The 23,038-nt window shown below is 63.0% G+C and carries 26 protein-coding genes; 20 read left to right on the top strand and 6 right to left on the bottom strand.

The window, feature by feature from the left end; genetic code table 11:
• The first annotated feature begins 144 nt into the window (after window positions 1–144).
• The 9 genes from argS to AC3IYG_RS02100 all read left to right on the top strand — a co-directional run bounded on the left by argS (window position 145) and on the right by AC3IYG_RS02100 (window position 10,882).
• Complete coding sequence (argS, locus tag AC3IYG_RS02140) at window positions 145–1,884, top strand: arginine--tRNA ligase (RefSeq protein WP_489312079.1); 1,740 nt, start codon at window positions 145–147, stop codon at window positions 1,882–1,884.
• 1 nt (window position 1,885) lies between these two features.
• A complete protein-coding gene (locus AC3IYG_RS02135; RefSeq protein WP_489312078.1) occupies window positions 1,886–2,560 on the top strand; it encodes an SPOR domain-containing protein in 675 nt (224 codons plus the stop codon).
• Window positions 2,561–2,796: 236 nt separating this feature from the next.
• On the top strand, window positions 2,797–3,327 hold the full coding sequence (gene hslV / locus AC3IYG_RS02130; RefSeq protein WP_489312077.1) for an ATP-dependent protease subunit HslV: 531 nt from the start codon (window positions 2,797–2,799) through the stop codon (window positions 3,325–3,327).
• Window positions 3,328–3,342: 15 nt separating this feature from the next.
• Complete coding sequence (hslU, locus tag AC3IYG_RS02125; RefSeq protein WP_489312076.1) at window positions 3,343–4,683, top strand: ATP-dependent protease ATPase subunit HslU; 1,341 nt, start codon at window positions 3,343–3,345, stop codon at window positions 4,681–4,683.
• 62 nt (window positions 4,684–4,745) lie between these two features.
• Complete coding sequence (locus tag AC3IYG_RS02120; RefSeq protein WP_489312075.1) at window positions 4,746–5,120, top strand: gamma-butyrobetaine hydroxylase family protein; 375 nt, start codon at window positions 4,746–4,748, stop codon at window positions 5,118–5,120.
• Between the two features lie 271 nt (window positions 5,121–5,391).
• Window positions 5,392–7,071 carry a class II poly(R)-hydroxyalkanoic acid synthase gene (phaC, locus tag AC3IYG_RS02115; RefSeq protein ID WP_489312074.1) on the top strand — a complete coding sequence of 560 codons (1,680 nt, stop codon included), beginning with the start codon at window positions 5,392–5,394 and terminating at the stop codon, window positions 7,069–7,071.
• Window positions 7,072–7,309: 238 nt separating this feature from the next.
• Window positions 7,310–8,167: a poly(3-hydroxyalkanoate) depolymerase gene (gene phaZ / locus AC3IYG_RS02110; protein ID WP_489312073.1), complete on the top strand. Its 858-nt coding sequence runs from the start codon at window positions 7,310–7,312 to the stop codon at window positions 8,165–8,167.
• Window positions 8,168–8,357: 190 nt separating this feature from the next.
• Window positions 8,358–10,034: a class II poly(R)-hydroxyalkanoic acid synthase gene (gene phaC / locus AC3IYG_RS02105; protein ID WP_489312072.1), complete on the top strand. Its 1,677-nt coding sequence runs from the start codon at window positions 8,358–8,360 to the stop codon at window positions 10,032–10,034.
• A gap of 233 nt (window positions 10,035–10,267) precedes the next feature.
• On the top strand, window positions 10,268–10,882 hold the full coding sequence (locus AC3IYG_RS02100) for a TetR/AcrR family transcriptional regulator (protein WP_489312071.1): 615 nt from the start codon (window positions 10,268–10,270) through the stop codon (window positions 10,880–10,882).
• A 192-nt stretch (window positions 10,883–11,074) separates the two neighbouring features.
• Here AC3IYG_RS02100 and AC3IYG_RS02095 read toward each other — a convergent pair whose 3' ends face one another.
• The 3 genes from AC3IYG_RS02095 to AC3IYG_RS02085 all read right to left on the bottom strand — a co-directional run bounded on the left by AC3IYG_RS02095 (window position 11,075) and on the right by AC3IYG_RS02085 (window position 12,840).
• On the bottom strand, window positions 11,075–11,905 hold the full coding sequence (locus tag AC3IYG_RS02095; RefSeq protein WP_489312070.1) for a phasin family protein: 831 nt from the start codon (window positions 11,903–11,905) through the stop codon (window positions 11,075–11,077).
• Window positions 11,906–11,915: 10 nt separating this feature from the next.
• The gene (locus AC3IYG_RS02090; protein WP_489312069.1) at window positions 11,916–12,350 is read right to left on the bottom strand and encodes a phasin family protein; all 435 of its coding nucleotides are present in this window, start codon (window positions 12,348–12,350) and stop codon (window positions 11,916–11,918) included.
• Window positions 12,351–12,564: 214 nt separating this feature from the next.
• Entirely contained in the window at window positions 12,565–12,840 is a 276-nt protein-coding gene (locus AC3IYG_RS02085) for a polyhydroxyalkanoic acid system family protein (protein WP_489312068.1), read from the bottom strand.
• 141 nt (window positions 12,841–12,981) lie between these two features.
• Here AC3IYG_RS02085 and ubiE point away from each other — a divergent pair, with 141 nt between their 5' ends.
• From ubiE to AC3IYG_RS02040, 9 genes are all read left to right on the top strand, one after another.
• Complete coding sequence (gene ubiE / locus AC3IYG_RS02080) at window positions 12,982–13,752, top strand: bifunctional demethylmenaquinone methyltransferase/2-methoxy-6-polyprenyl-1,4-benzoquinol methylase UbiE (RefSeq protein ID WP_489312067.1); 771 nt, start codon at window positions 12,982–12,984, stop codon at window positions 13,750–13,752.
• Window positions 13,752–14,381 (top strand): ubiquinone biosynthesis accessory factor UbiJ, encoded by a 630-nt coding sequence (locus AC3IYG_RS02075; protein ID WP_489312066.1) that lies wholly within the window; start codon window positions 13,752–13,754, stop codon window positions 14,379–14,381. The genes ubiE and AC3IYG_RS02075 overlap by 1 nt, the downstream gene beginning before the upstream one ends.
• Window positions 14,378–15,979, top strand: coding sequence for a ubiquinone biosynthesis regulatory protein kinase UbiB (gene ubiB, locus AC3IYG_RS02070; RefSeq protein ID WP_489312065.1), 1,602 nt, complete (start codon window positions 14,378–14,380; stop codon window positions 15,977–15,979). The genes AC3IYG_RS02075 and ubiB overlap by 4 nt, the downstream gene beginning before the upstream one ends.
• A gap of 82 nt (window positions 15,980–16,061) precedes the next feature.
• Window positions 16,062–16,463, top strand: a complete 402-nt coding sequence (hisI, locus tag AC3IYG_RS02065; protein WP_489312064.1) for a phosphoribosyl-AMP cyclohydrolase — start codon at window positions 16,062–16,064, stop codon at window positions 16,461–16,463.
• The gene (locus tag AC3IYG_RS02060) at window positions 16,456–16,791 is read left to right on the top strand and encodes a phosphoribosyl-ATP diphosphatase (RefSeq protein ID WP_489312063.1); all 336 of its coding nucleotides are present in this window, start codon (window positions 16,456–16,458) and stop codon (window positions 16,789–16,791) included. The genes hisI and AC3IYG_RS02060 overlap by 8 nt, the downstream gene beginning before the upstream one ends.
• Window positions 16,792–16,816: 25 nt before the next feature.
• Window positions 16,817–17,059 carry a twin-arginine translocase TatA/TatE family subunit gene (locus tag AC3IYG_RS02055; protein WP_489312062.1) on the top strand — a complete coding sequence of 81 codons (243 nt, stop codon included), beginning with the start codon at window positions 16,817–16,819 and terminating at the stop codon, window positions 17,057–17,059.
• 4 nt (window positions 17,060–17,063) lie between these two features.
• Window positions 17,064–17,462 (top strand): Sec-independent protein translocase protein TatB, encoded by a 399-nt coding sequence (tatB, locus tag AC3IYG_RS02050; RefSeq protein WP_489312061.1) that lies wholly within the window; start codon window positions 17,064–17,066, stop codon window positions 17,460–17,462.
• The gene (gene tatC, locus AC3IYG_RS02045) at window positions 17,459–18,259 is read left to right on the top strand and encodes a twin-arginine translocase subunit TatC (RefSeq protein WP_489312060.1); all 801 of its coding nucleotides are present in this window, start codon (window positions 17,459–17,461) and stop codon (window positions 18,257–18,259) included. The genes tatB and tatC overlap by 4 nt, the downstream gene beginning before the upstream one ends.
• Window positions 18,256–18,963 carry a 16S rRNA (uracil(1498)-N(3))-methyltransferase gene (locus AC3IYG_RS02040; RefSeq protein WP_489312059.1) on the top strand — a complete coding sequence of 236 codons (708 nt, stop codon included), beginning with the start codon at window positions 18,256–18,258 and terminating at the stop codon, window positions 18,961–18,963. Before tatC ends, AC3IYG_RS02040 begins: the two co-directional genes overlap by 4 nt.
• Window positions 18,964–19,131: 168 nt before the next feature.
• Here the strand turns inward: AC3IYG_RS02040 and AC3IYG_RS02035 are convergent, their stop codons facing one another.
• Window positions 19,132–19,626, bottom strand: coding sequence for a winged helix-turn-helix transcriptional regulator (locus tag AC3IYG_RS02035; RefSeq protein WP_489312058.1), 495 nt, complete (start codon window positions 19,624–19,626; stop codon window positions 19,132–19,134).
• 115 nt (window positions 19,627–19,741) lie between these two features.
• On the opposite strand from AC3IYG_RS02035, the gene AC3IYG_RS02030 reads away from it, so the two are divergent.
• Window positions 19,742–20,470 carry an SDR family oxidoreductase gene (locus AC3IYG_RS02030; RefSeq protein ID WP_489312057.1) on the top strand — a complete coding sequence of 243 codons (729 nt, stop codon included), beginning with the start codon at window positions 19,742–19,744 and terminating at the stop codon, window positions 20,468–20,470.
• 37 nt (window positions 20,471–20,507) lie between these two features.
• Complete coding sequence (locus tag AC3IYG_RS02025) at window positions 20,508–21,095, top strand: 2-hydroxychromene-2-carboxylate isomerase (protein ID WP_489312056.1); 588 nt, start codon at window positions 20,508–20,510, stop codon at window positions 21,093–21,095.
• A gap of 175 nt (window positions 21,096–21,270) precedes the next feature.
• Here the strand turns inward: AC3IYG_RS02025 and AC3IYG_RS02020 are convergent, their stop codons facing one another.
• Window positions 21,271–22,005: an amino acid ABC transporter ATP-binding protein gene (locus AC3IYG_RS02020; protein ID WP_489312055.1), complete on the bottom strand. Its 735-nt coding sequence runs from the start codon at window positions 22,003–22,005 to the stop codon at window positions 21,271–21,273.
• The gene (locus AC3IYG_RS02015; RefSeq protein WP_489312054.1) at window positions 21,998–22,960 is read right to left on the bottom strand and encodes an amino acid ABC transporter permease; all 963 of its coding nucleotides are present in this window, start codon (window positions 22,958–22,960) and stop codon (window positions 21,998–22,000) included. Before AC3IYG_RS02015 ends, AC3IYG_RS02020 begins: the two co-directional genes overlap by 8 nt.
• Window positions 22,961–23,038 lie beyond the last annotated feature (78 nt).

The raw sequence follows: 23,038 nt of genomic DNA, 5'->3' as shown, positions 1-23,038 counted from the left end.
CCCCTGTAAGCAGCGCATTCGAGCCGTTATCCCGTAAGCGCAACTGACCAGCGCGGTTGGCAAGGCCGCCACAGCCACGGATAATGGCCCATTTTCCACCCGCTTCCCGGCGCACTGTCGCCCCGATGGCCGCACGAGCAGACCATGAAAGACACCATTCGCCAGCTGATCCAGCAAGCCCTCACCCGCCTCGTCAGTGAAGGCGTGCTGCCGCAAGGCCTCAGCCCGGCGATTCAGGTCGAGAACAGCAAGGACAAGACCCACGGCGACTTCGCCAGCAATATCGCCTTGATGCTGGCCAAACCGGCCGGCCTGAAGCCGCGCGAGCTGGCCGAGCAGCTGATCGCCGCACTGCCGGCCGATGCGCAGGTCAGCAAGGTCGAGATCGCCGGCCCGGGTTTCCTCAACTTCTACCAGGACAGCCAGGCCCTGGCCGCCCGTCTCGACGCCGCCCTGGCCGATGCCCGCCTCGCGGTGCGCAAGGCTGGCCCGGCGCAGCGGGTGGTGGTCGATCTGTCCTCGCCGAACCTGGCCAAGGAGATGCACGTCGGCCATCTGCGCTCGACCATCATCGGCGACGGCGTGGCGCGGGTGCTGGAATTCCTCGGTGACGAAGTGATCCGGCAGAACCACGTCGGCGACTGGGGCACCCAGTTCGGCATGCTGCTGGCGTACCTGCAGGAAAACCCGGAAAGCAGCGAAACCGAACTGTCCGACCTGGAAGGCTTCTACCGCGCGGCCAAGCAGCGTTTCGATGAGTCCGCCGAGTTCGCCGACCGCGCCCGCGAGCTGGTGGTGCAGTTGCAGGCCGGCGAGCCCGAGTGCATGCGCCTGTGGCAGCGCTTCAATACGATTTCCCTGGCGCACTGCCAGAAAGCCTACGACCGCCTGAACGTCAAACTGACACCGGCCGACGTCAAAGGTGAAAGCGCCTACAACGACGACCTCGCCCAGGTGGTTGCCGACCTCAAGGCCAAAGGCCTGCTGGTCGAAAGCAACGGCGCCCAGTGCGTGTTCCTCGACGAATTCAAGAACGCCGAAGGCAACCCGTTGCCGGTGATCGTGCAGAAGGCCGGCGGCGGCTACCTGTATGCCACCACCGACCTGGCAGCCATGCGCTACCGCAGTCAGGTGCTGAAAGCCGATCGCGCGCTGTATTTCGTCGATCAGCGCCAGGCCCTGCATTTCCAGCAGGTGTTCGAAGTGGCGCGCCGCGCCGGTTTCGTCCACGCCGGCATGCAACTGGAGCACATGGGCTTCGGCACCATGAACGGCGCCGACGGCAAACCGTTCAAGACCCGCGATGGCGGCACGGTGAAGCTGATCGACCTGCTCGATGAAGCCCAAGAGCGCGCCTACGCGCTGGTCAAGGACAAGAACCCGGAACTGGCCGAAGATGAGCTGCGGACCATCGCCCGCGTGGTTGGCATCGGCTCGGTGAAATACGCCGACCTGTCCAAGCACCGCACCAGCGACTACAGCTTCAACTTCGAGCAGATGCTCAGTTTCGAAGGCAACACCGCGCCGTACCTGCTTTATGCCTACACCCGCGTCGCCAGCGTGTTCCGCAAGCTCGGCCAGGAGCACACCCAGATCGACGGCCAGATCAGCCTCGATGCTCCACAGGAACAGGATCTCGCCGCCAAGCTGGCGCAGTTTGGCGAAGTGCTCGGCAACGTCGGCGAAAAGGGCACGCCGCATATTCTCTGCACCTACCTGTATGAGCTGGCCGGGCTGTTCTCCAGCTTCTACGAGCACTGCCCGATCCTCAGCGCCGAGTCGCCCGCACAGCAGCAGAGCCGCCTGCGCCTGGCCGCACTGAGCGGACGCACCCTCAAGCAAGGCCTGGAACTGTTGGGCCTGGAAACACTGGAGCGCATGTAAGTTGGCGGCTAAGAAAAAACCAGCACCCAAGCGCGGCGCCAGCCGCTATCAGGCACCACCCAGGCAACCGGTACCCGGCTGGGTCTGGCTGGCCTGCGGTCTGGCCATCGGCGTCTTCATAATGTTCTTGATGAAGCTGGAGCCGGGCCGCGACGAGGTCAAACGAGCCAAGCCCGAGCAGCCGGGCAACCGCACCGCGTCAGCGCCAAAAGCACCGATCAGTGCACCTGCCCCGCAGGCACCGGCGAAGCCGAAGTACGACTTCTACACCCTGTTGCCGGAGTCCGAAGTCATAGTGCCGGCCGATGCCGTACCGGAGAAAACCCCGCCGGCACCGACCCCGGCCGAGCTCGCCAAGGCCGACGCCGCCCGCGCCGAAGCCGCGCTCAAGGGCGAAACGCCACCACCGCTTACCGTTGCCGTGAAGGCGGCTGTGACCCAGTACTTCCTGCAGGCCGGCTCGTTCCGTAAACAGGGCGATGCCGACAAGGTGCGCGCGCAGATCATCCTGCTCGGGCAAAACGTGCAGGTAGAATCCGGCACCGTGCGCGAGGAAACCTGGTACCGCGTGCTAGTCGGCCCGTTCAGCAACCGCGAGCAGCTCACCAGCGCGCAGAAGAAGCTGGCTGGCAATGGCTTCAGCAATCTGCTGTTACAGCAGCGACAGAGCCGCTAACAGGCCACTGAAAACTACCTGCGTTGCCGATACGGCGTTAAAAATGGCTTCGGAAAGCTCATTTACAGCTCGTAAACTCCGCTTCCTCAGCCATTTCTGCCTTGTCTCGGCTGCCTCGCCTACGTTTTCAACGGCCCGTTAAGCCGCTGCTCGCGTCCGCCGGTTGAAATGCCGGCGGGCGTCCCCCATATGAGTTTCCATTAGGGCATTTCGCCCCGCTGCGTGGAGACTCACCCTTGACCACCATCGTTTCAGTCCGCCGCCACGGCAAAGTCGTCATGGGCGGCGACGGCCAGGTGTCCCTCGGCAACACCGTGATGAAAGGCAATGCCAAGAAAGTCCGACGCCTCTACCACGGCCAGGTGATCGCCGGCTTCGCCGGTGCCACTGCCGATGCCTTCACCCTGTTCGAGCGCTTTGAAGGGCAGCTTGAAAAACATCAAGGCCACTTGGTGCGCGCCGCCGTCGAACTGGCCAAAGAATGGCGCACCGACCGCTCCCTGAGCCGCCTGGAAGCCATGCTGGCAGTCGCCAACAAGGACGCCTCGCTGATCATCACCGGCAACGGCGATGTGGTCGAACCCGAGGACGGCCTGATCGCCATGGGCTCCGGCGGCCCCTTCGCCCAGGCCGCCGCCCGCGCACTGCTGATGCATACCGACCTGTCCGCCCGTGAAGTCGCCGAAACCGCGCTGGGTATCGCCGGCGATATCTGCGTCTTCACCAACCACAACCTGACTATCGAGGAGTTGGACCTCGCTGTCTGAGGCCCGCCCAATCCCATGCCTATGACGCCCCGCGAAATCGTTCACGAACTCAGTCGCCACATCATCGGTCAGGACGAGGCCAAGCGCGCCGTCGCCATCGCCCTGCGCAACCGCTGGCGGCGCATGCAACTGCCCGCCGAGCTGCGCGCCGAGGTGACCCCGAAAAACATCCTGATGATCGGCCCCACCGGTGTCGGTAAAACCGAGATCGCGCGCCGCCTGGCCAAGCTGGCCAACGCGCCGTTCATCAAAGTCGAAGCGACCAAGTTCACCGAAGTGGGCTACGTTGGCCGCGACGTCGAGTCGATCATCCGCGACCTGGCCGATGCCGCGATCAAGCTGCTGCGCGAGCAGGAAATCGTCAGAGTCCGCCACCGCGCCGAAGACGCCGCCGAAGAGCGCATCCTCGACGCGCTGCTGCCGCCGGCACGCCCGGGATTCAATGAAGACCCGGTGCCGAGCCATGATTCCAGTACCCGCCAGCTGTTCCGCAAGCGCCTACGCGAAGGCCAGCTGGACGACAAGGAGATCGAAATCGAGGTCGCCGAGCATCCGGCCGGGGTCGAAATCATGTCGCCGCCCGGCATGGAGGAAATGACCAACCAGCTGCAAAGCCTGTTCTCCAACATGGGTAAAGGCAAAAAGAAAGCCCGCAAGCTGAAGGTCAAGGAAGCCCTGAAACTGATCGGCGATGAAGAAGCCGCGCGCCTGGTCAACGAGGAAGAACTCAAGGCCCGCGCCCTGGAGGCGGTCGAACAGCACGGCATCGTCTTTATCGACGAGATCGACAAGGTCGCCAAGCGTGGCAATTCCGGTGGCATGGACGTGTCCCGCGAAGGCGTGCAGCGCGACCTGCTGCCGTTGATCGAAGGCTGTACGGTGAACACCAAGCTGGGCATGGTGAAAACCGACCACATCCTGTTCATCGCCTCCGGCGCCTTCCACCTGAGCAAGCCGAGCGATCTGGTGCCGGAGCTGCAAGGTCGGCTGCCGATCCGCGTCGAACTCAAGGCGCTGAGCCCGAACGATTTCGAACGCATCCTCACCGAACCGCACGCTTCGCTGACCGAGCAATACCGTGAGCTGCTGTTGACCGAAGGCCTGGCCATCGAGTTCGGCGCCGACGGCATCAAGCGGCTGGCCGAGATTGCCTGGCAGGTCAACGAGAAGACCGAGAACATTGGCGCCCGGCGCCTGCACACCCTGCTCGAGCGCCTGCTGGAAGAAGTGTCCTTCAGCGCCGGCGACCTGGCCGGGCAGCAGAATGGCCAGGCGATCCATATCGATGCGGCCTATGTGAACAGCCACCTCGGCGAACTGGCGCAGGACGAAGACCTGTCGCGCTATATTCTGTAGCCCTGCAAGGCGGATAATCGCGCAATGCGTTATCCGCCTCACCTCCAGCCAGAGCCCTGAAGATGCGTGTCCCCACTGCCATCGAGCTGCACAAAGCCTCGAAGACCCTGACGTTGAAATACGGACCCGACGAGGTCTACAACCTGTCCGCCGAATTCCTGCGCGTGCACTCGCCCTCGGCCGAGGTGCAGGGCCACGGCAAACCGATACTGCAAACCGGCAAGCTCGGAGTCGGCCTGAGCAAAATTGAACCCGCCGGGCAGTACGCACTAAAACTGTGCTTCGATGACGGCCATGACAGCGGTTTGTTCACCTGGGATTACCTCGACCAGTTGGCACAACGCCAGGAAGCGTTGTGGGCCGACTACCTCGCCGAACTGGCGCGGGCCGGAAAATCCCGCGATCCCGCCGAGTCGGTGGTCAAGCTGATGCTCTAGGTTAGGCCCTGCCGTGGTTAGGGCGAACTTTCTAATCGGGCTCGGCATACTCTCCCGCGCGCATGGCCAACCGACTGGCCAACTTGCGAAAATTCTTAAACTCGGGTAACCAAGTAGCTGGCAAGTTCCGTGCATTTGGCTAAGCCAGATGCAACGAATGAAGCGGAGTTCGCTCCGCCCCCGGTAACCCGAGCAGTACTTGGCTCTGAGCCCTGTGTCACCGCGCACAGCAGCATGCCGGTATCCGTCTCAGGACAATGGAGCGTCGTAGATGAGCAATAAAAATAACGAAGATCTGCAGCGTCAAGCCTCGGAAAACACCCTGGGTCTGAACCCGGTGATCGGCTTGCGCGGCAAGGACATTCTGGCGTCCGCGCGTATGGTGCTGACCCAAGCCATGAAACAACCCTTGCACAGCGCCAAGCATGTTGCCCACTTTGGCCTGGAACTGAAAAACGTCCTGCTCGGCAGCTCGGAACTCAACCCGGAGGCCGGTGACAAGCGTTTCGCCGATCCCGCCTGGAGCCAGAACCCGCTGTACAAGCGCTACCTGCAAAGCTACCTGGCGTGGCGCAAGGAACTGCACGACTGGGTCGAGCACAGCAACCTGTCCGAGTCCGATGCCAGCCGTGGCCACTTCGTCATCAACCTGATGACCGAAGCCATGGCGCCGAGCAACAGCCTGGCCAACCCGGCGGCGCTCAAACGCATTTTCGAAACCGGCGGCAAGAGCCTGCTCGATGGCCTCTCCCACCTGGCCAAGGACATCGTCAACAACGGCGGCATGCCCAGCCAGGTCAACATGGATGCCTTCGAAGTCGGCAAGAACCTGGCCACCACCGAAGGCTCGGTGGTGTTTCGCAACAACCTGCTGGAGCTGATCCAGTACCAGCCGAGCACCGAACAAGTGCACGAGCGTCCGCTGCTGGTGGTGCCGCCGCAGATCAACAAGTTCTACGTATTCGACCTCTCGCACGAGAAGAGCCTGGCGCGCTTTTGCCTGCGCAACGGCCTGCAGACCTTCATCGTCAGCTGGCGCAACCCGACCAAGGCCCAGCGCGAATGGGGCCTGTCGACCTATATCGAAGCGCTGAAAGAAGCCATCGACGTGATCATTGCCATCACCGGCAGCAAGGACGTCAACATGCTCGGCGCCTGCTCCGGTGGCATCACTACCGCCGCCCTGCTCGGCCATTACACGGCGCTCGGCGAGAAGAAGGTCAACGCCCTGACCCTGCTGGTCAGCGTGCTCGATACCAAGCTCGATACCCAGGTCGCCCTGTTCGTCAACGAACAAACCCTGGAAGCCGCCAAGCGTCGTTCCTACCAGGCCGGCGTTTTGGAAGGCAGCGACATGGCCAAGGTGTTCGCCTGGATGCGGCCCAATGACCTGATCTGGAACTACTGGGTCAACAACTACCTGCTCGGCAACGAACCGCCGGTGTTCGATATCCTCTACTGGAACAACGACACCACTCGCCTGCCGGCGGCCTTCCACGGCGACCTGATCGAACTGTTCAAGACCAACCCGCTGATCCGGCCAAATGCCCTGGAAGTCTGCGGCACGCCGATCGACCTGAAACAGGTCACCGCCGACATCTTCTGCCTGGCCGGCACCAACGACCACATCACCCCCTGGGAAGCCTGCTACCGCTCGGCACGACTGTTTGGCGGCAAGATCGAATTCGTCCTGTCCAACAGCGGGCATATCCAGAGCATCCTCAACCCGCCGGGCAACCCGAAAGCGCGCTTCATGACCAGCGACACGCTGCCGGCCGATGCCAAGGTCTGGCAGGAAGACGCCACCAAACACACCGATTCCTGGTGGCTGCACTGGCAAGCGTGGATGGCCGAGCGTTCCGGCAAACTGAAGAAAACCCCCAGTTCGCTCGGCAGCAAGGCCTACCCGGCGGCCGAGGCGGCGCCAGGCACTTATGTGCATGAACGCTAGGCACACATGAACACCCGGTATGGACAAGAACTCAGCGCGCGGCCTCGATCCACGAGTCCGCGACCTGACACGGCTACAGCTTACGTCACACTGCCCGCGGCACTTGGAAGTGCCGCACGCCACTCCAGCCTTTACCGGCCAGGGCGGCAGCCACGAAGCCAGCCAGGGAAGCCAGCTTCGTCATTCTGGGAAAGCGCTGGACGGCGTCCCCAGCAGTTCAATCCATAGGGTTCTGCGCATGCCGTTACCATTTATTTTTCGCACCATCGACCTCGACGGACAGACCATCCGTACGGCCGTCCGTCCAGGCAAGGCGCACCTGACCCCGCTGCTGGTGTTCAACGGCATCGGTGCCAACCTGGAACTGGTGTTTCCGTTCGTCCAGGCCCTCGACCCCGATCAGGAAGTGATCGCCTTCGACGTCCCTGGCGTTGGCGGCTCCTCGACCCCCAGCAAACCCTACCGCTTCCCGGGCCTGGCCAAGCTCGCCGCGCGCATGCTCGACTACCTCGATTACGGCCAAGTCAATGCGATTGGCGTGTCCTGGGGCGGCGCGCTTGCGCAGCAGTTCGCCCACGACTACCCGGAACGCTGTAAAAAACTGGTGCTCGCCGCCACCTCGGCCGGAGCCGTCATGGTGCCGGGCAAGCCCAAGGTACTTTGGCGCATGGCCAGCCCACGACGCTATGTGCAGCCGTCCTACGGCGTGCAGATCGCCCCGGACATTTACGGCGGAGCGTTCCGCCGCGACCCCAACCTGGCCCTCGCCCATGCCAGCAAGGTGCGCTCCTCGGGCAAGCTCGGTTACTACTGGCAACTGTTCGCCGGCATGGGCTGGACCAGCATCCACTGGCTGCACAAGATCACCCAGCCGACCCTGATACTGGCCGGTGACGATGACCCGCTGATCCCGCTGATCAATATGCGCCTGCTGGCCTGGCGGATTCCGAACTCCGAGCTGCACGTGATCGACGACGGCCACCTGTTCCTGATCACCCGGGCCGAAGCGGTCGCACCGATCATCATGAAATTCCTCCAGGAGGAGCGGCAACGCGCGGTCATGCACCCGCAACCCATGCCACTGCGCGGTCACTGAGCAATGCCGCGAACACGCGCACCGAGTTGGTACGCCGTCTATTCACTTGACCCAATAGAGGGCCTCGTGTAACACAGTTGTTTCTTCGCGCGGCTGTCTGGAATGCACCTCCGGCGCGCCTTGGTACAAGCCTTGCTGCTGACCAATTTGACGTTGAGTCCTTGACGGTTTGACGACGGAGTGTTGCCACATGCGAAATAAATCTGCCGCAGATCCTGTACCCGCGGCCTTCATGAATGCGCAGAACGCCGTACTTGGCCTGCGCGGCCGCGACCTGTTCGCCACCGTGCGTTCACTGGCCCTGCAGGGCCTGCGCCGGCCGGTGCACAGCGCCAAGCATGCGCTGGCCCTGGGCGGCCAACTGAGTCGCGTACTGCTCGGCGATACGCTGCACAAGCACAACCCCAACGACCCGCGCTTTGCCGACCCGGCCTGGCGTCTCAATCCCTTCTATCGCCGCAGCCTGCAGGCCTACCTGGCTTGGCAGCAGCAATTGAATCTCTGGATCGATGAAAGCGACCTGCCAGCCGATGACCGCGCCCGTGCGCGGTTCGTCGCGACGCTGATCGGCGATGCGCTGGCGCCCTCCAACAGCCCACTCAACCCGTTGGCGGTCAAGGAGTTGCTCAACAGTGGCGGCACCAGCCTGTTCAAGGGCATGCGCCATCTGTACGACGACCTGCTGCACAACCACGGCCTGCCCAGCCAGGTCAGCAAACAGGCCTTCGAGGTCGGCCGCAACCTGGCCGCCACACCCGGCTCGGTGGTCTTTCGCAACGAGATGCTGGAGCTGATCCAGTACAAGCCGATGAGCGAAAAGCAGTATGCCCGCCCGCTGCTGATCGTTCCGCCGCAGATCAACAAGTACTACATCTTCGACCTCAGCGCGGAGAAGAGCTTCGTCCAGTTCGCGCTGAAGAATGGCCTGCAGGTATTCATCGTCAGTTGGCGCAACCCCGACGCCCGCCATCGCGAGTGGGGCCTGTCGAGCTATGTGCAGGCCCTCGAAGAGGCCGTCGACGTGACCCGCGCCATCAGCGGCAGCAAAGAGGTCAACCTGATGGGCGCCTGCGCTGGCGGCCTGAGCATCGCGGCCCTGCAAGGCCACCTGCAAGCCAAGCGGCAGTTGCGCAAAGTCTCCAGCGCCACCTACCTGGTCAGCCTGCTGGACAGCCAGATCGACAGCCCGGCCATGCTCTTCGCCGATGAGCAGACCCTGGAAGCCGCCAAACGCCGTTCCTACCAGAACGGCGTCCTGGATGGCCGCGACATGGCCAAGGTGTTCGCCTGGATGCGCCCGAACGACCTGATCTGGAACTACTGGGTCAACAACTACCTGCTCGGCAAACAACCCCCGGCCTTCGACATCCTCTACTGGAACAACGACAACACCCGCCTGCCGGCCGCCCTGCATGGTGACCTGCTGGACTTTTTCAAACACAACCCGCTCACCCGCCCCGGCGGCCTGGAAATCTGCGGCACGCCGATCGACCTGCAAAAGGTCACGGTCGACAGTTTCAGCATCGCCGGCATCAACGACCACATCACGCCCTGGGATGCGGTCTATCGCTCGACCCTGCTGCTGGGCGGCGAACGCCGCTTCATGCTGTCCAACAGCGGGCATATCCAGAGCATCCTCAACCCGCCGGGCAACCCCAAGGCCAACTATTACGAGAACGGCAAACTCAGCTCAGACCCACGCGCCTGGTACTACGACGCCAAGCAGGCCAGCGGCAGCTGGTGGCCGCAATGGCTGGAGTGGATTCAACAGCGCTCCGGCGAGCAGCGGGAAACCCTGCTGGCGCTGGGCAACCAGAGCCACCCGCCGATGGAGGCCGCACCCGGCACCTATGTGCATATACGTTGACCGCCTACCTGAACGTTGAGAAAACTGGCCAGCAAGCACCCGGCCAGTTACCGCCAGACCCTAAATGGAAACCGGTTTAAGATCGTTGCGAGCGCAGGTCAGCTCAGGCAAGGCGCAACCAAGCGAAGCGCAGAAACAGCCAAAGGCTGGCCCGCCGGGTGAGTGAAGCGGGCCTGTTTCCGTATCACGCCCCAAGCCCGCAGCAGAGCGTAAACAGGTTTTAAGAAGAGTGAATGAAAACCCGCGACCGCATCCTCGAATGCGCCCTGGCGCTGTTCAACCAGCAGGGCGAACCAAACGTTTCCACCCTGGAGATTGCCAATGAGCTGGAGATCAGCCCGGGCAACCTCTACTACCACTTCCACGGCAAAGAGCCGCTGATCATGGAGCTGTTCGAACGCTTCCAGACTGAGATGGCACCGCTGCTCGACCCGCCCATCGATGTGCGCCTGGACGCCGAAGATTACTGGCTGTTCCTGCACCTGATCGTCGAGCGCCTGGCGCACTACCGCTTCCTGTTCCAGGACCTGTCCAACCTGGCCGGGCGCCTGCCCAAGCTGGGGCGCGGCATCCGCAACTGGTTGAATGCCTTGAAGCGCACCCTCGCCTCACTGCTGGCCCGCCTGAAGGCCGAGGACCAATTGGTCAGCGATACCGCAGCGCTCGGCCTGCTGGTCGAACAGATCACCCTGACCTTACTGTTCTCCCTCGACTACCAGCGCATCCTTGGCCGCGACGGCGAGATTCGCCTGGTGGTTTTCCAGGTGATGATGCTGGTGGCACCGCACCTGCGCGCAGGCTCCCGCCACGCGGCCGAACAGCTGGCGCAGGGCTACCTGGACGCCTGAGCAAGCCCGTACCGAGGGCCGATGCTACCCAGAGGCGAACAACCCGGCACGGGGCTGCGAAGATTGTCGGCCTTGCTCATGGCATTCCAGCCCACTTTGCCGCTGACGCAGTGCTTCGCGAGTGCGCCCAACGCCGCCACCCTGAAACGCAAACGCCCGGCGCATGGCCGGGCGTTTTTGGTCCTGAAAAACTCAGGACGGGTTGCTTGGCGTCACCGCAGCAGGCGTTGCCACCGGAGCAGCAGCCGGCGTTGCGACCGGCGCTGCGGGTGCAGCAGCCGGCGTTGCGACCGGCGCTGCGGGTGCAGCAGGCTTAGCCGCTACCGGCTTGGCGACAGCAGGTTTAGCCGCTGGTTTGACGGCCGGCTTGGCCGCAGCTTTGACCGCAGGCTTCGCGGCCGGTTTGGCTGCGGGCTTGGGCGCGGCCTTGACTGCTGGTTTAGCCGCAGGCTTGGCAGCAGCTTTAACCACTGGTTTGGCCGCAGGCTTGGCAGCGGGTTTGGCAGCCGCCTTGGCCACTGGCTTGGCAGCAGGTTTCGCGGCGGCTTTAACCGCGGGCTTGGCCGCAGCTTTGACCACAGGCTTGACCGCTGGTTTAACCGACTTGGCGGAAATGCCGGTCAGTTTTTCCAGCTGCTTGGTCAGGGTCTCAACCTTGCCGTGCAACTCTTTCACTTCGTTGCGGCTCGGTACGCCCAGACGCGAGATCGCGCTGTTCAGACGTTTATCAAACGCCTCTTCCAGCTCGCCCCACTTGCCCAACGCCATACCTTTGACTTCATCGACCTTGGATTTGGCCGACTTGGCCGAGGACTTCACGGCACCGACTTGCTTGTCGACTTCGCTCTTGGCCAGCTTCTCGGCTTTCTCGCCATCCTGAACCAGGTTGTCGAACAGCTTGTTGCCGTCCTTGCTGATCTTCGAATAGGCACCTAGGCCAGCCAGCCAGATTTGGCGCGAGTATTTTTCAACTTCGCCAATCCACGAGCTGCTTTCTTTTTCGACTTTCTTCTTAGCGACCATCCCGCTCTCCTTATTGAGTCTTAGCGACACGTGCAACCAACGCATTCAGCACGTCCAGCTTAGCAGAGAGCGCATCGACGTCCTGACGCGAAGGAATACCGAAACGATTCAAGGCACTGGCGACCCGACGGTCGAAGGCTTTTTCGATCTTGTCGAGCTGCCCTTCAACTTTGCTTTTAACGCTGGTCACGTTGCTGTTGACGCTGCTCTTGACCGTATCGATCTGGCTGTTGGCCGCTTCGACCTGCCCGGCAACCAGCTTTTTGCCTTGCTTCTCAACGCCTTCACCGGCCTTGACCAGATCCTTGAGGTAATCCGCGCCTTCCTGACCGGCTTTGGCGTAGGCACCCAGGCCCGCCAGCCAGATTTGACGACCGTAATGCTTAACGTCGGTCAGCAGGTTGGTTTTGCTTGCGGCAATCTTCTTGACGGCAACTTTGGCCATGGTGCACCTCACGCGCAAAAGGTTTAAGGAAACGCCCACGAAATGCAGGCTTAAGCGCAAGGTAACGAGGAAAATTAGAATCTACATACTAGGTTTGCCGGGCCGAGCGTAGAAACGCAAGCTGGCCCGAACTCACCAAGCCCTACGCTGGAAGGGCTCCGTGACGTTGGGTTTCGTCGCTACGCGCCTCAACCCAGCCACGCGCACAAGCGCATCAGACCAGGTACTCGTCCAGGCCTTTTTCGATTTCACGCTTGATCGTGCCGCCCATGGCCGACAGCAGCAGACCAAGGCTCAAATCGACCCGCACGCGATCCTCGCCGACCGAGATCTTGCCTTCCGCGCCGCTGCGTTTGAACTCCAGCACATCGCCGACCCAGTGGTAACGCACGGCGTATTCGCTGGCCAGGCGCTCAGCGAGTTTTTCGGCTTTGGCGCGGGCGGCCTCGCGGCCAAGTGTGTGCGAGCGTTCGACGGTAATGCGGGCCATGGGCAACTCCTGACTGCGACCTTAGGTCGCGCGACTATAACAGCCCACACCCGCTTGTACGCCAAACACGGGTGCGCGTTGCCAAGACAAAGCCGGTCACCGGGATTAGAATGGCCGGCACTTTCTTCCGGTGACAGCGACATGAACGATCCGCGCAAAGGCAGTGATGCCGAACCGACTACCCACTTCGGCTACCAGAGCGTGCCGGAAAGCCAGAAGGCCGACAAAGTCGCCGAGGTCTTCCACTCAGTGGCAGCCAAGTACGACCTGATGAACGACCTGATGTCCGCCGGCGTACATCGCCTGTGGAAGCGCTTCACCATTGAGCTCTCAGGCGTGCGTACCGGCAACCGCGTGCTGGATATCGCCGGTGGTACTGGCGACCTGACCAAGCAGTTCGCGCGCCTGGTCGGCCCGACCGGCGAAGTGGTGCTCGCCGACATCAACGCCTCGATGCTGAAAGTCGGCCGTGACAAGCTGCTAGACAGTGGCGTCGCTGGCAACATCAAGTTCGTCCAGGCCGATGCCGAGAAGTTGCCGTTCCCGGACAACCATTTCGACTGCGTGACCATCGCCTTCGGCCTGCGCAACGTCACCCACAAGGAAGACGCCATCCGCTCGATGCTACGGGTACTCAAGCCCGGCGGCCGCCTGCTGATCCTGGAATTCTCCAAGCCGACCAGCAACCTGCTGTCCAAGGCCTATGACGCCTACTCCTTCAGCCTGCTGCCGCTGATGGGCAAACTGATCACCAACGACTCGGAAAGCTACCGCTACCTCGCCGAGTCGATCCGCATGCACCCGGATCAGGAAACCCTCAAAGCGATGATGGTCGAGGCCGGTTTCGAGCGCGCCACCTACCACAACATGACTGGCGGCATCGTCGCGCTGCACCGCGGCATCAAACCCTGATGCTGACTCAGGCTCTGCTGGCCGGTGTGGAGCACGGCGTCAATCGCGTGTTGCGCCTGGACAGCACGGCGTTGCCACGGCTCGAGCGCCTGGCCGGCAAGGTCATCGCGGTGGACTGCAGTGCCCCGCTACTGCAACTGTTCATCCTCGCCGACGGCAGCGGCCTGCGCCTGGCCGCGAACTGGGCAGGCGACGTCGCCTGTCGCCTGCGCGCGCCGGCCAGCAGCCTGCTGCGCCTGGCCACCAGCAAGGACAAAACCGCCGTTCTGCACAGCCCGGAAGTCGAGCTGGAGGGTGACAGCGCGGTACTGCTGGAGCTCGCCGGCATCCTCCAGGATCTGGAGCTCGACTGGGAATATGAACTGGCGCGCTGGCTCGGCCCAATCGGTAGCCAACTGCTCAGCGGTCACCTGAAAAGCCGCGCACGCTGGACCAGCCAAAGCCTCGACAGCCTGCGCCAGAACCTCGCCGACTACCTCAGCGAGGAGTCGCGCAGCCTGGTTGGCGAGCGCGAAGCTCAAGCACGTTTTGCCGAACTGGACAGCCTCAAGCTCGCCCTCGATCGTCTCGATGCGCGGGTTGAACGCCTGACGCTCACACTCACCCCAAAGCCTAGCGAACCCGCATGAAGCTGCTTGCCGTCCGCCGTCTGTTGCGCATCCAGCGTGTGGTCATCCGCTACCGCCTCGATGATTTACTGCTCGAACTGCCGCTGCCCTGGTGGCTGCGCACGCTCAGCTATGCCCTGCCCTGGCGTTGGTTGCGGCGCAAAGCGCTGCCGTTGACCCGCGGCGAGCGGGTGCGCCTGGCGCTACAGGATCTTGGGCCGATCTTCATCAAGTTCGGCCAGCTGCTCTCCACCCGCCGCGACCTGCTGCCCGTGGACATGGCCGACGAACTGGCCAAGCTGCAGGACCAGGTACCGCCCTTCGACTCCGCACACTCGCTGGCGCTGATCGAGGCGCAACTGGGCGCCAAGGTCAACAGTGTGTTCGCACGCTTCGACAGCCAGCCGCTGGCCTCGGCTTCGGTCGCGCAGGTGCATGCCGCGCAGCTGAAAAGCGGCGAAGAAGTGGTGGTCAAGGTCATTCGCCCGAACCTCAAGCCGGTGATCCGCGCCGACATCGCCTGGCTGTTCCTGCTGGCCAAGCTGGCCGAAAGCATCTCCACCGAAGCCCGCCGCCTGCACCCGGTCGAAGTGGTCAGCGACTACGAGAAAACCATCTACGACGAACTCGACCTGCTGCGCGAAGCGGCCAACGCCAGCCAGCTGCGCCGCAACTTCGAGGGCTCGCCGCTGCTCTACGTACCGCAGGTGTACTGGGACTGGTGCCGCCCGCAAGTGCTGGTGATGGAGCGCATCTACGGCATTCAGGTAACCGACCTGGCGACCCTCGCCGACCAGCGCACCGACATGAAACTGCTGGCCGAGCGCGGCGTGGAGATCTTCTTCACCCAGGTGTTCCGCGACAGCTTCTTCCATGCCGACATGCACCCCGGCAACATCTTCGTCAGCACCCGCCAACCGTGGAGCCCGCAGTACATTGCGATCGACTGCGGCATCATCGGCAGCCTGACCCCGGAAGACCAGGACTACCTGGCACGCAACCTGATCGCTTTCTTCAAGCGCGATTACCGCAAGGTCGCTCAGCTGCATATCGACTCCGGCTGGGTGCCGGCGTACACCAAGGTGAATGATTTCGAGGCGGCGATCCGCACCGTTTGCGAACCGATCTTCGAGCGGCCGCTGAAAGACATCTCCTTCGGTCTGCTGCTCATGCGCCTGTTCCAGACCGCGCGGCGCTTCAATATGGAAATCCAGCCGCAGCTTGTTCTTTTGCAGAAGACCCTGCTGAATATTGAAGGCCTGGGCCGCCAACTGTACCCGGACCTGGACCTGTGGAGCACCGCGCAACCGTTCCTCGAACGCTGGATGCGCGAACGGATCAGCCCGAAAAGCCTGCTGCACAACCTGCAGACCCAGGTCGAGCAGGTGCCGCACCTGGCGCACATGACCCGCGACCTGCTCGAACGCATGTCGCAGCCCCCCGGCATCGAGCCGCCCACCCGCGCGCAAGCGGATGGCTGGGCGTTGCGCCTGATCGGCGCGGCCCTGTTGGCTGGCGGCGTGCTGCTGGGGTTCGGCGCCACCAATCTGGACGCGGCGACGGCCTGGCCGATCTGGCTGATGGGCGCCAGCGGACTGTACTTGATCCTGCGCCGATAGCCAGTCGCGGCGCCAACTGGCAAACTCGCTAGATACAGACGGCGCCGAGCAGGCTGGCCCGCCCTTGAACCACGGAACAGCAATGAACGACTGGCTAGACGAAATCAACTGGAACAGCGACGGCCTGGTGCCGGCGATCGCCCAGGACCACAAAACCGGCCGCGTGCTGATGATGGCCTGGATGAACCGCGAGGCCCTGAGCCTGACGGCCGCCGAGCAACGCGCCATCTATTGGTCACGTTCGCGCGGCAAGCTCTGGCGCAAAGGCGAAGAATCCGGCCATGTGCAAAAGCTGCATGAACTGCGCCTCGACTGCGACGCCGACGTTATCATCCTGATGGTCGAGCAACTCGGCGGCATCGCCTGCCACACCGGCCGCGAGAGTTGCTTCTACCGGGTCTTCGCCAATGGCGGCTGGAGCACCGTCGATCCCGTGCTCAAGGACCCGCATGCCATCTATGCCACAGGACACAGCCATGAGTGACACCCTGACCCGCCTGGCCGAAGTGCTCGAAGCGCGCAAAGGCGCCGCCGCCGACAGCTCCTACGTGGCCAGCCTGTACCACAAGGGTTTGAACAAGATTCTGGAAAAGGTCGGCGAAGAATCGGTGGAAACCATTCTCGCCGCCAAGGACGCCGCCGTCAGCGGCGATTGCAGCGACCTGATCTACGAAACCGCCGACCTCTGGTTCCACTGCCTGGTCATGCTCGCCGCCCTCGGCCAGCACCCCCAGGCGGTGCTGGACGAACTGGATCGACGTTTCGGTCTGTCCGGGCATGCCGAAAAGGCTGCCCGCGAACCTTCTGCATAACGCACTTATCGAGAGGAACAGTTCCATGGGTATTTTTGACTGGAAACACTGGGTCGTCATCCTGATCGTCGTCGTACTGGTCTTCGGCACCAAGAAGCTCAAGGGTCTGGGCGGTGATCTCGGCGAGACCATCAAAGGCTTTCGCAAAGCCATGAGCGACGAGGAAAAACCCAGCGAGCCGCCGGTACAACCGAGCGCGCCGCTGAGCCAGCCGCACACCATCGACGCGCAGGCACAGAAAGTCGAAGAGCCGGCCAGGAAGGACTAGCCGCATGTTCGGCATTAGCTTCAGTGAACTGCTGCTGGTCGCCCTCGTCGCCCTGCTGGTGCTCGGTCCCGAGCGCCTGCCGGGGGCTGCGCGCACCGCTGGCCTGTGGATTGGTCGGCTGAAGCGCAGCTTCAACACGATCAAGCAGGAGGTCGAGCGCGAGATCGGCGCCGACGAGATTCGCCGCCAACTGCACAACGAGCACATCATGGCGCTGGAGCAGGAGGCGAAAAACCTGATCGCCCCACCCCAGGCGGCTGCCGTCAGCGAGCCGCTCGCCAGCCCCGCGCCGGTTGCCGCGCCGCAACCCGACGCACAACCCGTCGAGCAGCCCAGCGCCGCCAGGCCGATTGCCGCCATGCCCCCTGCCACCGATCCGCAACAGCCACCGCGAGCCCCATGAGCGCCGAAACCCCGGAACACGACCAGCAGATGCCGCTGGTCTCGCACCTCACCGAACTGCGCACCCGCCTGTTGCGCTGCGTCGCCGCGACCTTCCTGATCTTCGCCGGGCTGTTCTACTTCGCCCAGAAGATCTACACCTTCGTCTCGGCCCCGCTGCGCGCCTACCTGCCGGAAAACGCGACGATGATTGCCACCGACGTGGCCTCACCGTTCATCGCCCCGTTCAAGCTGACCATGGTGGTGGCGCTGTTCCTGGCCATGCCAGTGATCCTGCACCAGATCTGGGGCTTTATCGCGCCCGGTCTGTACAAGCACGAAAAGCGCATTGCCATGCCGTTGCTGGTTTCCAGCATCGTGCTGTTCTACGCCGGTATGGCGTTCGCCTATTTCCTGGTGTTCCCGCTGATTTTTCACTTCTTCGCCAGCGTCACCCCGGAAGGCGTGTCGATGATGACCGACATCAACAGCTACCTGGACTTCGTCCTGACACTGTTCTTCGCCTTCGGCGTGGCCTTCGAGATTCCGGTGGCCGTGGTCCTGCTGATCTGGATCGGCGTGGTCGACGTCGCCTACCTGCGCAAGATCCGCCCCTATGTGGTGATCGGCTGCTTCGTGGTCGGCATGGTGCTGACCCCGCCGGACATCTTCTCGCAAACCCTGCTGGCAGTGCCGATGTGGCTGCTGTTCGAGATCGGCCTGTTCTTCGGCGGTTTGATCCGCAAGCGCGGCGAGCACCCGGACGACGACCAGGCCAGCCCTGACGACGGCGACCAACCGCCCGCGACCCAGCCGTGAACCTGCTGCTACTGGAAGATGCCGACTTCGTCGCGGCGGATCGAGTACTCCTGCGCGACCGCCGCCTCAAGCACCTGCAGGAGGTGCATCGCGCCGAGTCCGGCGACAGCCTGCGGGTCGGGCGCCTGAACGGCTTGATGGGCCGGGGCCAGCTGCTGCGCCTCGACGCCCAGGAGGCCGAGCTACAGGTCAGCCTGGAGCAACCGCCGCCGGCCAAGTTGCCGCTGACCCTGCTGCTCGCCCTGCCCCGCCCGAAAATGCTCCGGCGGGTGCTGCAAACCGTCGCCAGCATGGGTGTCCCGCGCTTGATTCTGCTCAACAGCTACCGGGTGGAAAAAAGCTTCTGGCAGACACCGTTTCTCGAACCCGCGGCGATCCACGAACAATTGCTGCTCGGCCTCGAACAGGCGCGCGACACCGTGTTGCCGCAAGTGCGGATCGAGAAACGCTTCAAGCCCTTCGTCGAAGACCAGCTGCCGCAGCTGGCGGCGGGCACTCTGGGCCTGGTCGGCCACCCTGGCGATTATCCGGCCTGCCCGCGGGCGGTCGAGCAGCCGGTGACCCTGGCCATCGGCCCGGAAGGCGGCTGGATACCTTACGAGGTCGAGAAGCTGCACGCGGCGGGCTTGCAGCCGGTGCAACTCGGCGAGCGCATCCTGCGGGTGGAAACCGCCGTCACCGCGCTGCTCGCCCGATTGTTCTAATCAGTAGGGTGGATTAGCCGGGTAGCGGCGTAATCCACCCTACTTGGCAAACGCGAGACGCTCAAACGCCCCGAAGCCCTAGCCGCCAGTTGCTTCGGGCAAGCGGTGGAAGCCCCTGCGGGGATTCCACCCTACTCATCCAATTCGGCAGCGGATCGTGAGCAGGCTTTAAGCCCGCGACTTGGCATGCCAGTGCTCCGGCAGCAACTGGCCTTGGAAATCCGGCGCTTCGCGCAACTCAACAGCCCGCGAGGCCAGCGGTTCACTGCACTCGGAGCAGACCAGCACGCCGTGCATGACGTGGCCGCAGCTCTTGTGCACGTGGCGGATCGGCGCGCCCTCTGCACCGCTCATATGGCGGTCGCCCCAGTTCACCAATGCCAGCACCGCCGGGTACAGGTCATGGCCTTTCTCGGTCAACCTATACTCCTCGCGCAGCGGCCGTTGCTGGTAGGCCTGCTTCACCAGCACCTCAGCCTCGGTGAGCTTCTTCAGCCGATCGGCAAGCACATGCCGGGTGACGCCCAGGCGCTTTTCGAAATCATCGAAACGCCGCACGCCGGTAAAGCATTCGCGCAGCACCAGCAGCGTCCAACGATCACCGACCACCGACAAGGTACGCGCCAACGAGCACGGTTGTTGATCGAGTTCTTCCCAACGCATGACGACACCTCTGCAAGCCAATGGGTCTAAGATAACTTGACAGGTTCTAAAAAGGAACTGACTATTGGCCAAGGTTCCAAAACAGAACTTAAGCGCAAGCCAGGAGAGAACAACAATGACTGTACGCAAAGCGATGTTAGTGGTGGGTGCCGGCGACGCGACCGGCGGGGCGATTGCGAAACGCTTTGCCCGCGAGGGCTATGTCGCCTGCGTGGCTCGGCGCCATGCTGAAAAGCTCACGCCACTAGTCGATGAAATCATTGCTGCCGGCGGTACGGCACGCGCCTTTGGCTGCGATGCACGGGTGGAAGAACAAGTACTCGACCTGTTCGAAACTATTGAACGGGAGATCGGCCCGCTGGAAGTGGTGGTGTTCAACATCGGCGCCAACGTGCAATTTTCGATCACTGAAACCACCGAGCGGGTCTACCGCAAAGTCTGGGAAATGGCCGCGCTGGCCGGTTTTCTCACTGGCCGCGAAGCCGCCCGGGTGATGCTGCCCCGCGGACGCGGCACAATCATTTTCACTGGCGCCACCGCCTCCCTGCGTGGCGGCAAGAATTTCGCCGCTTTCGCCAGTGCCAAGTTTGCCTTGCGTGCCACCGCCCAGAGCATGGCCCGCGAGCTGGGGCCGCAGGGCATCCATGTCGCCCACCCGATCATCGACGGTGCCATCGATACCGCGTTCATTCGCGAGAACTTCCCCGAGCGCTACCAGCTCAAGGAGCAGGACGGCATCCTCAACCCCGAACACATCGCCAACACCTACTGGCAGATCCATTGCCAGCCGCGCGATTGCTGGGCCCATGAGATGGACCTGCGGCCATGGCTGGAAACGTTCTAAACAGCAGAACCCCGTTTAACCACACGAGAACAATAAGATGAGCAAAACCCTGGAGTTCTTTTTCGATTTCGGTAGCCCGACCAGCTACCTGGCCTGGACCCAACTGCCGAAAATCGCCGCCGACGCGGGCGTTGAGATCACCTGGCGGCCGATGTTGCTGGGGGGCGTGTTCAAAGCCACCAGCAACCAATCGCCAGTAACCATTCCGGCCAAAGGTCGTTACATGCTGCATGACCTGGCACGCTTCGCCGCACGCTACGGCGTGCCCATGGTCTTTAACCCACACTTTCCGATCAACACCCTGACGCTGATGCGTGGCGCAGCCGGCTACCTCGGTACAGCGCAGTTCGAGACCTATGTGAAAGCGGTCTTCGAGGCCATGTGGGTCGAGAAGAAAAATCTCGGCAAACTGGAGGTGGTGGCCGAGGTGCTGAGTGCGGCGGGGCTGGACCCTGTGGAGTTCGAACGCTTGGTGAGTGATGAAACGGTCAAGGAGCGACTGAAAAGCACCACTGACGAAGCCATCCAACGCGGCGCATTCGGCGCACCAACCTTCTTCGTCGGAGATGAGATGCACTTCGGCCAGGATCGCCTCGACTTCGTCGCCGAGGCGCTGAAGGCGTAACGCATTACCTGTAGGCGCGACCCATGGCCGCGAAAGGCCCAGAAACCATCGCGGTCATGGGCCGCTCCTACAAAATCGAGGCGCACCGGCTTGCCGCCCTGTAGGAGCTGGCCACGCCTGTGACGCTTTTCGCGGCCGTGGGCCGCGCCTACAGCAGCGACCCGTCAGGCAGAACCTACAACACTTGCTTGAGAAAGGCCTGCGCGCGCGGGTCCTTCGGCTGGGCGAAGAATTGCGCGGGCGGCGCATCTTCCAGCAGCTTGCCGTGGTCGAAGAACAGCACGCGATCCGCCACTTCCCGGGCGAAACCCATTTCATGGGTGACGCAGACCATGGTCATGCCTTCCAGCGCCAGGGTTTTCATCACATCGAGCACTTCGCCGACCATTTCCGGGTCGAGGGCCGAGGTCGGCTCATCGAACAGCATCACCTTCGGTTCCATCGCCAGCGCCCGGGCGATGGCCACCCGCTGTTGCTGGCCGCCGGAGAGGCGCGAGGGAAATTCATTGGCCTTCTCGCCGATGCCGACCTTGGTCAACAGTGCCCGGGCCTTTTCCTCGCTCTCGGCCTGGCTGCGCTTGCGCACCACCTTCTGCGCCAGGCAGAGGTTTTGCAGCACAGTCATGTGCGGGAACAGGTTGAAGTGCTGAAAGACCATGCCGACTTCGCGGCGGTAAGCGTTGACGTCGGTCTTCGGGTTGGCCAGGTCGAGGCCGTCGATGCTGACAGAACCGGAGTCGAGCTCCTCCAGGCCGTTCAGGCAGCGCAGGAAGGTCGACTTGCCGGAGCCGGACGGGCCGATCACCACCAGCACCTCGCCCTTGTCCACCCGCGTGCTGACGTTGTCCACCGCGCGAACCACCTGCCCGCGGGCGTCGAAGACTTTTACCAGATCGCGAACTTCAATCACTTTGCGCGAGCCTCCGTTCGAGCCGACTGGCGATTTGCGACAGCGGCAGGTTGATAACCAGGTACAGCGCGGCCACGCAGAACCAGATCTCGAAAGTCGAGAACGAGGTGGTGATGGCCTCGCGACCGCTCTTGGTCAGTTCGGTGATGGCGATCACCGAGACCAGCGAGGTGTCCTTGACCAGGCTGATGAACTGCCCGGCCAGTGGCGGCAGCACGCGCTTGAGCGCCTGCGGCATAATCACGTGGCGCATCGACTGCGGCGCGGTCAGGCCCAGCGAACGGGCCGCTTCGCCTTGGCCCTTGGCGATCGACTGCACGCCGGCGCGGATGATCTCGGCCACATAGGCGCCGGTAAACAACGCCAATGCGGCGACCCCGGCCACCTCGCGGGAGAGGTTGAGCACCGTGCCGATAAAGAAGTAGAAGATGAAAATCTGCACCAGCAGCGGCGTGCCGCGCACCAGTTCGACGTAGACGGTGGACAGGTCGCGCAGGGTCGGGTTGCTCGACAAGCGGCAGAGCCCGGTGCACAGGCCGATCAGCAGCCCCAGCGCACCGGAAGCGACCGAGATCCACAGGGTGGTCCACAGGCCCCACATGAGCGGCCCGGCGGCCCAGTGCTTGGTCACGCCGATCACATCGCCTTCGGCCACATCGTCGCCGACCGAAACCTGCAGGCTGTCCTTGGCCACTTCCAGCAGCTGCTTGCCGCCAGCGCTGTCGACCAGCGTCACCCGGGCCGGCTCGGCATCCAGGTCGACCGCCTCGACTTGGGCGAAGTCGGCGGCCCGTTGCGGCAACTCGGCCTGGTAGGCGAAGTACTGCGGCACCCGGCTCCAGCGCCACTCGTAGGAGATCAGGGAGGTGGCGAACCAGATGCTGCACGCCAGGCCGATCAAAATCAGCCCGGTCAGTACATGCCAGGGCCACAGTGGTTTTTTCTGTTTAGCCACGAACGTGTTCCACAAAAAGAGTATTCCGTAATGAGCAACGCGCAGGGCGAACCTGCGCGTTGCTCAGTGTAGCCAGTA

It is taken from the genome of Pseudomonas sp. KH_027, assembly GCF_057838565.1.
The sequence above is the reverse complement of the archived record's forward strand: the minus strand, read 5'-3'. Positions and strand labels throughout refer to the sequence as shown.

Bases quoted from the DNA above. Each gene is read 5' to 3' on its own strand.
- AC3IYG_RS02090 (WP_489312069.1), bottom strand. From the start codon at position 12,350: ATGGCCAAAGTTGCCGTCAAGAAGATTGCCGCAAGCAAAACCAACCTG.
- AC3IYG_RS02060 (WP_489312063.1), top strand. From the start codon at position 16,456: ATGAGTGACACCCTGACCCGCCTGGCCGAAGTGCTCGAAGCGCGCAAA.
- hslU (WP_489312076.1), top strand. From the start codon at position 3,343: ATGCCTATGACGCCCCGCGAAATCGTTCACGAACTCAGTCGCCACATC.
- AC3IYG_RS02025 (WP_489312056.1), top strand. From the start codon at position 20,508: ATGAGCAAAACCCTGGAGTTCTTTTTCGATTTCGGTAGCCCGACCAGC.
- AC3IYG_RS02120 (WP_489312075.1), top strand. From the start codon at position 4,746: ATGCGTGTCCCCACTGCCATCGAGCTGCACAAAGCCTCGAAGACCCTG.
- argS (WP_489312079.1), top strand. From the start codon at position 145: ATGAAAGACACCATTCGCCAGCTGATCCAGCAAGCCCTCACCCGCCTC.
- phaZ (WP_489312073.1), top strand. From the start codon at position 7,310: ATGCCGTTACCATTTATTTTTCGCACCATCGACCTCGACGGACAGACC.
- tatB (WP_489312061.1), top strand. From the start codon at position 17,064: ATGTTCGGCATTAGCTTCAGTGAACTGCTGCTGGTCGCCCTCGTCGCC.
- phaC (WP_489312074.1), top strand. From the start codon at position 5,392: ATGAGCAATAAAAATAACGAAGATCTGCAGCGTCAAGCCTCGGAAAAC.
- AC3IYG_RS02095 (WP_489312070.1), bottom strand. From the start codon at position 11,905: ATGGTCGCTAAGAAGAAAGTCGAAAAAGAAAGCAGCTCGTGGATTGGC.
- AC3IYG_RS02055 (WP_489312062.1), top strand. From the start codon at position 16,817: ATGGGTATTTTTGACTGGAAACACTGGGTCGTCATCCTGATCGTCGTC.
- ubiE (WP_489312067.1), top strand. From the start codon at position 12,982: ATGAACGATCCGCGCAAAGGCAGTGATGCCGAACCGACTACCCACTTC.
- AC3IYG_RS02035 (WP_489312058.1), bottom strand. From the start codon at position 19,626: ATGCGTTGGGAAGAACTCGATCAACAACCGTGCTCGTTGGCGCGTACC.
- hisI (WP_489312064.1), top strand. From the start codon at position 16,062: ATGAACGACTGGCTAGACGAAATCAACTGGAACAGCGACGGCCTGGTG.
- phaC (WP_489312072.1), top strand. From the start codon at position 8,358: ATGCGAAATAAATCTGCCGCAGATCCTGTACCCGCGGCCTTCATGAAT.
- AC3IYG_RS02030 (WP_489312057.1), top strand. From the start codon at position 19,742: ATGACTGTACGCAAAGCGATGTTAGTGGTGGGTGCCGGCGACGCGACC.
- ubiB (WP_489312065.1), top strand. From the start codon at position 14,378: ATGAAGCTGCTTGCCGTCCGCCGTCTGTTGCGCATCCAGCGTGTGGTC.
- tatC (WP_489312060.1), top strand. From the start codon at position 17,459: ATGAGCGCCGAAACCCCGGAACACGACCAGCAGATGCCGCTGGTCTCG.
- AC3IYG_RS02075 (WP_489312066.1), top strand. From the start codon at position 13,752: ATGCTGACTCAGGCTCTGCTGGCCGGTGTGGAGCACGGCGTCAATCGC.
- AC3IYG_RS02085 (WP_489312068.1), bottom strand. From the start codon at position 12,840: ATGGCCCGCATTACCGTCGAACGCTCGCACACACTTGGCCGCGAGGCC.
- AC3IYG_RS02100 (WP_489312071.1), top strand. From the start codon at position 10,268: ATGAAAACCCGCGACCGCATCCTCGAATGCGCCCTGGCGCTGTTCAAC.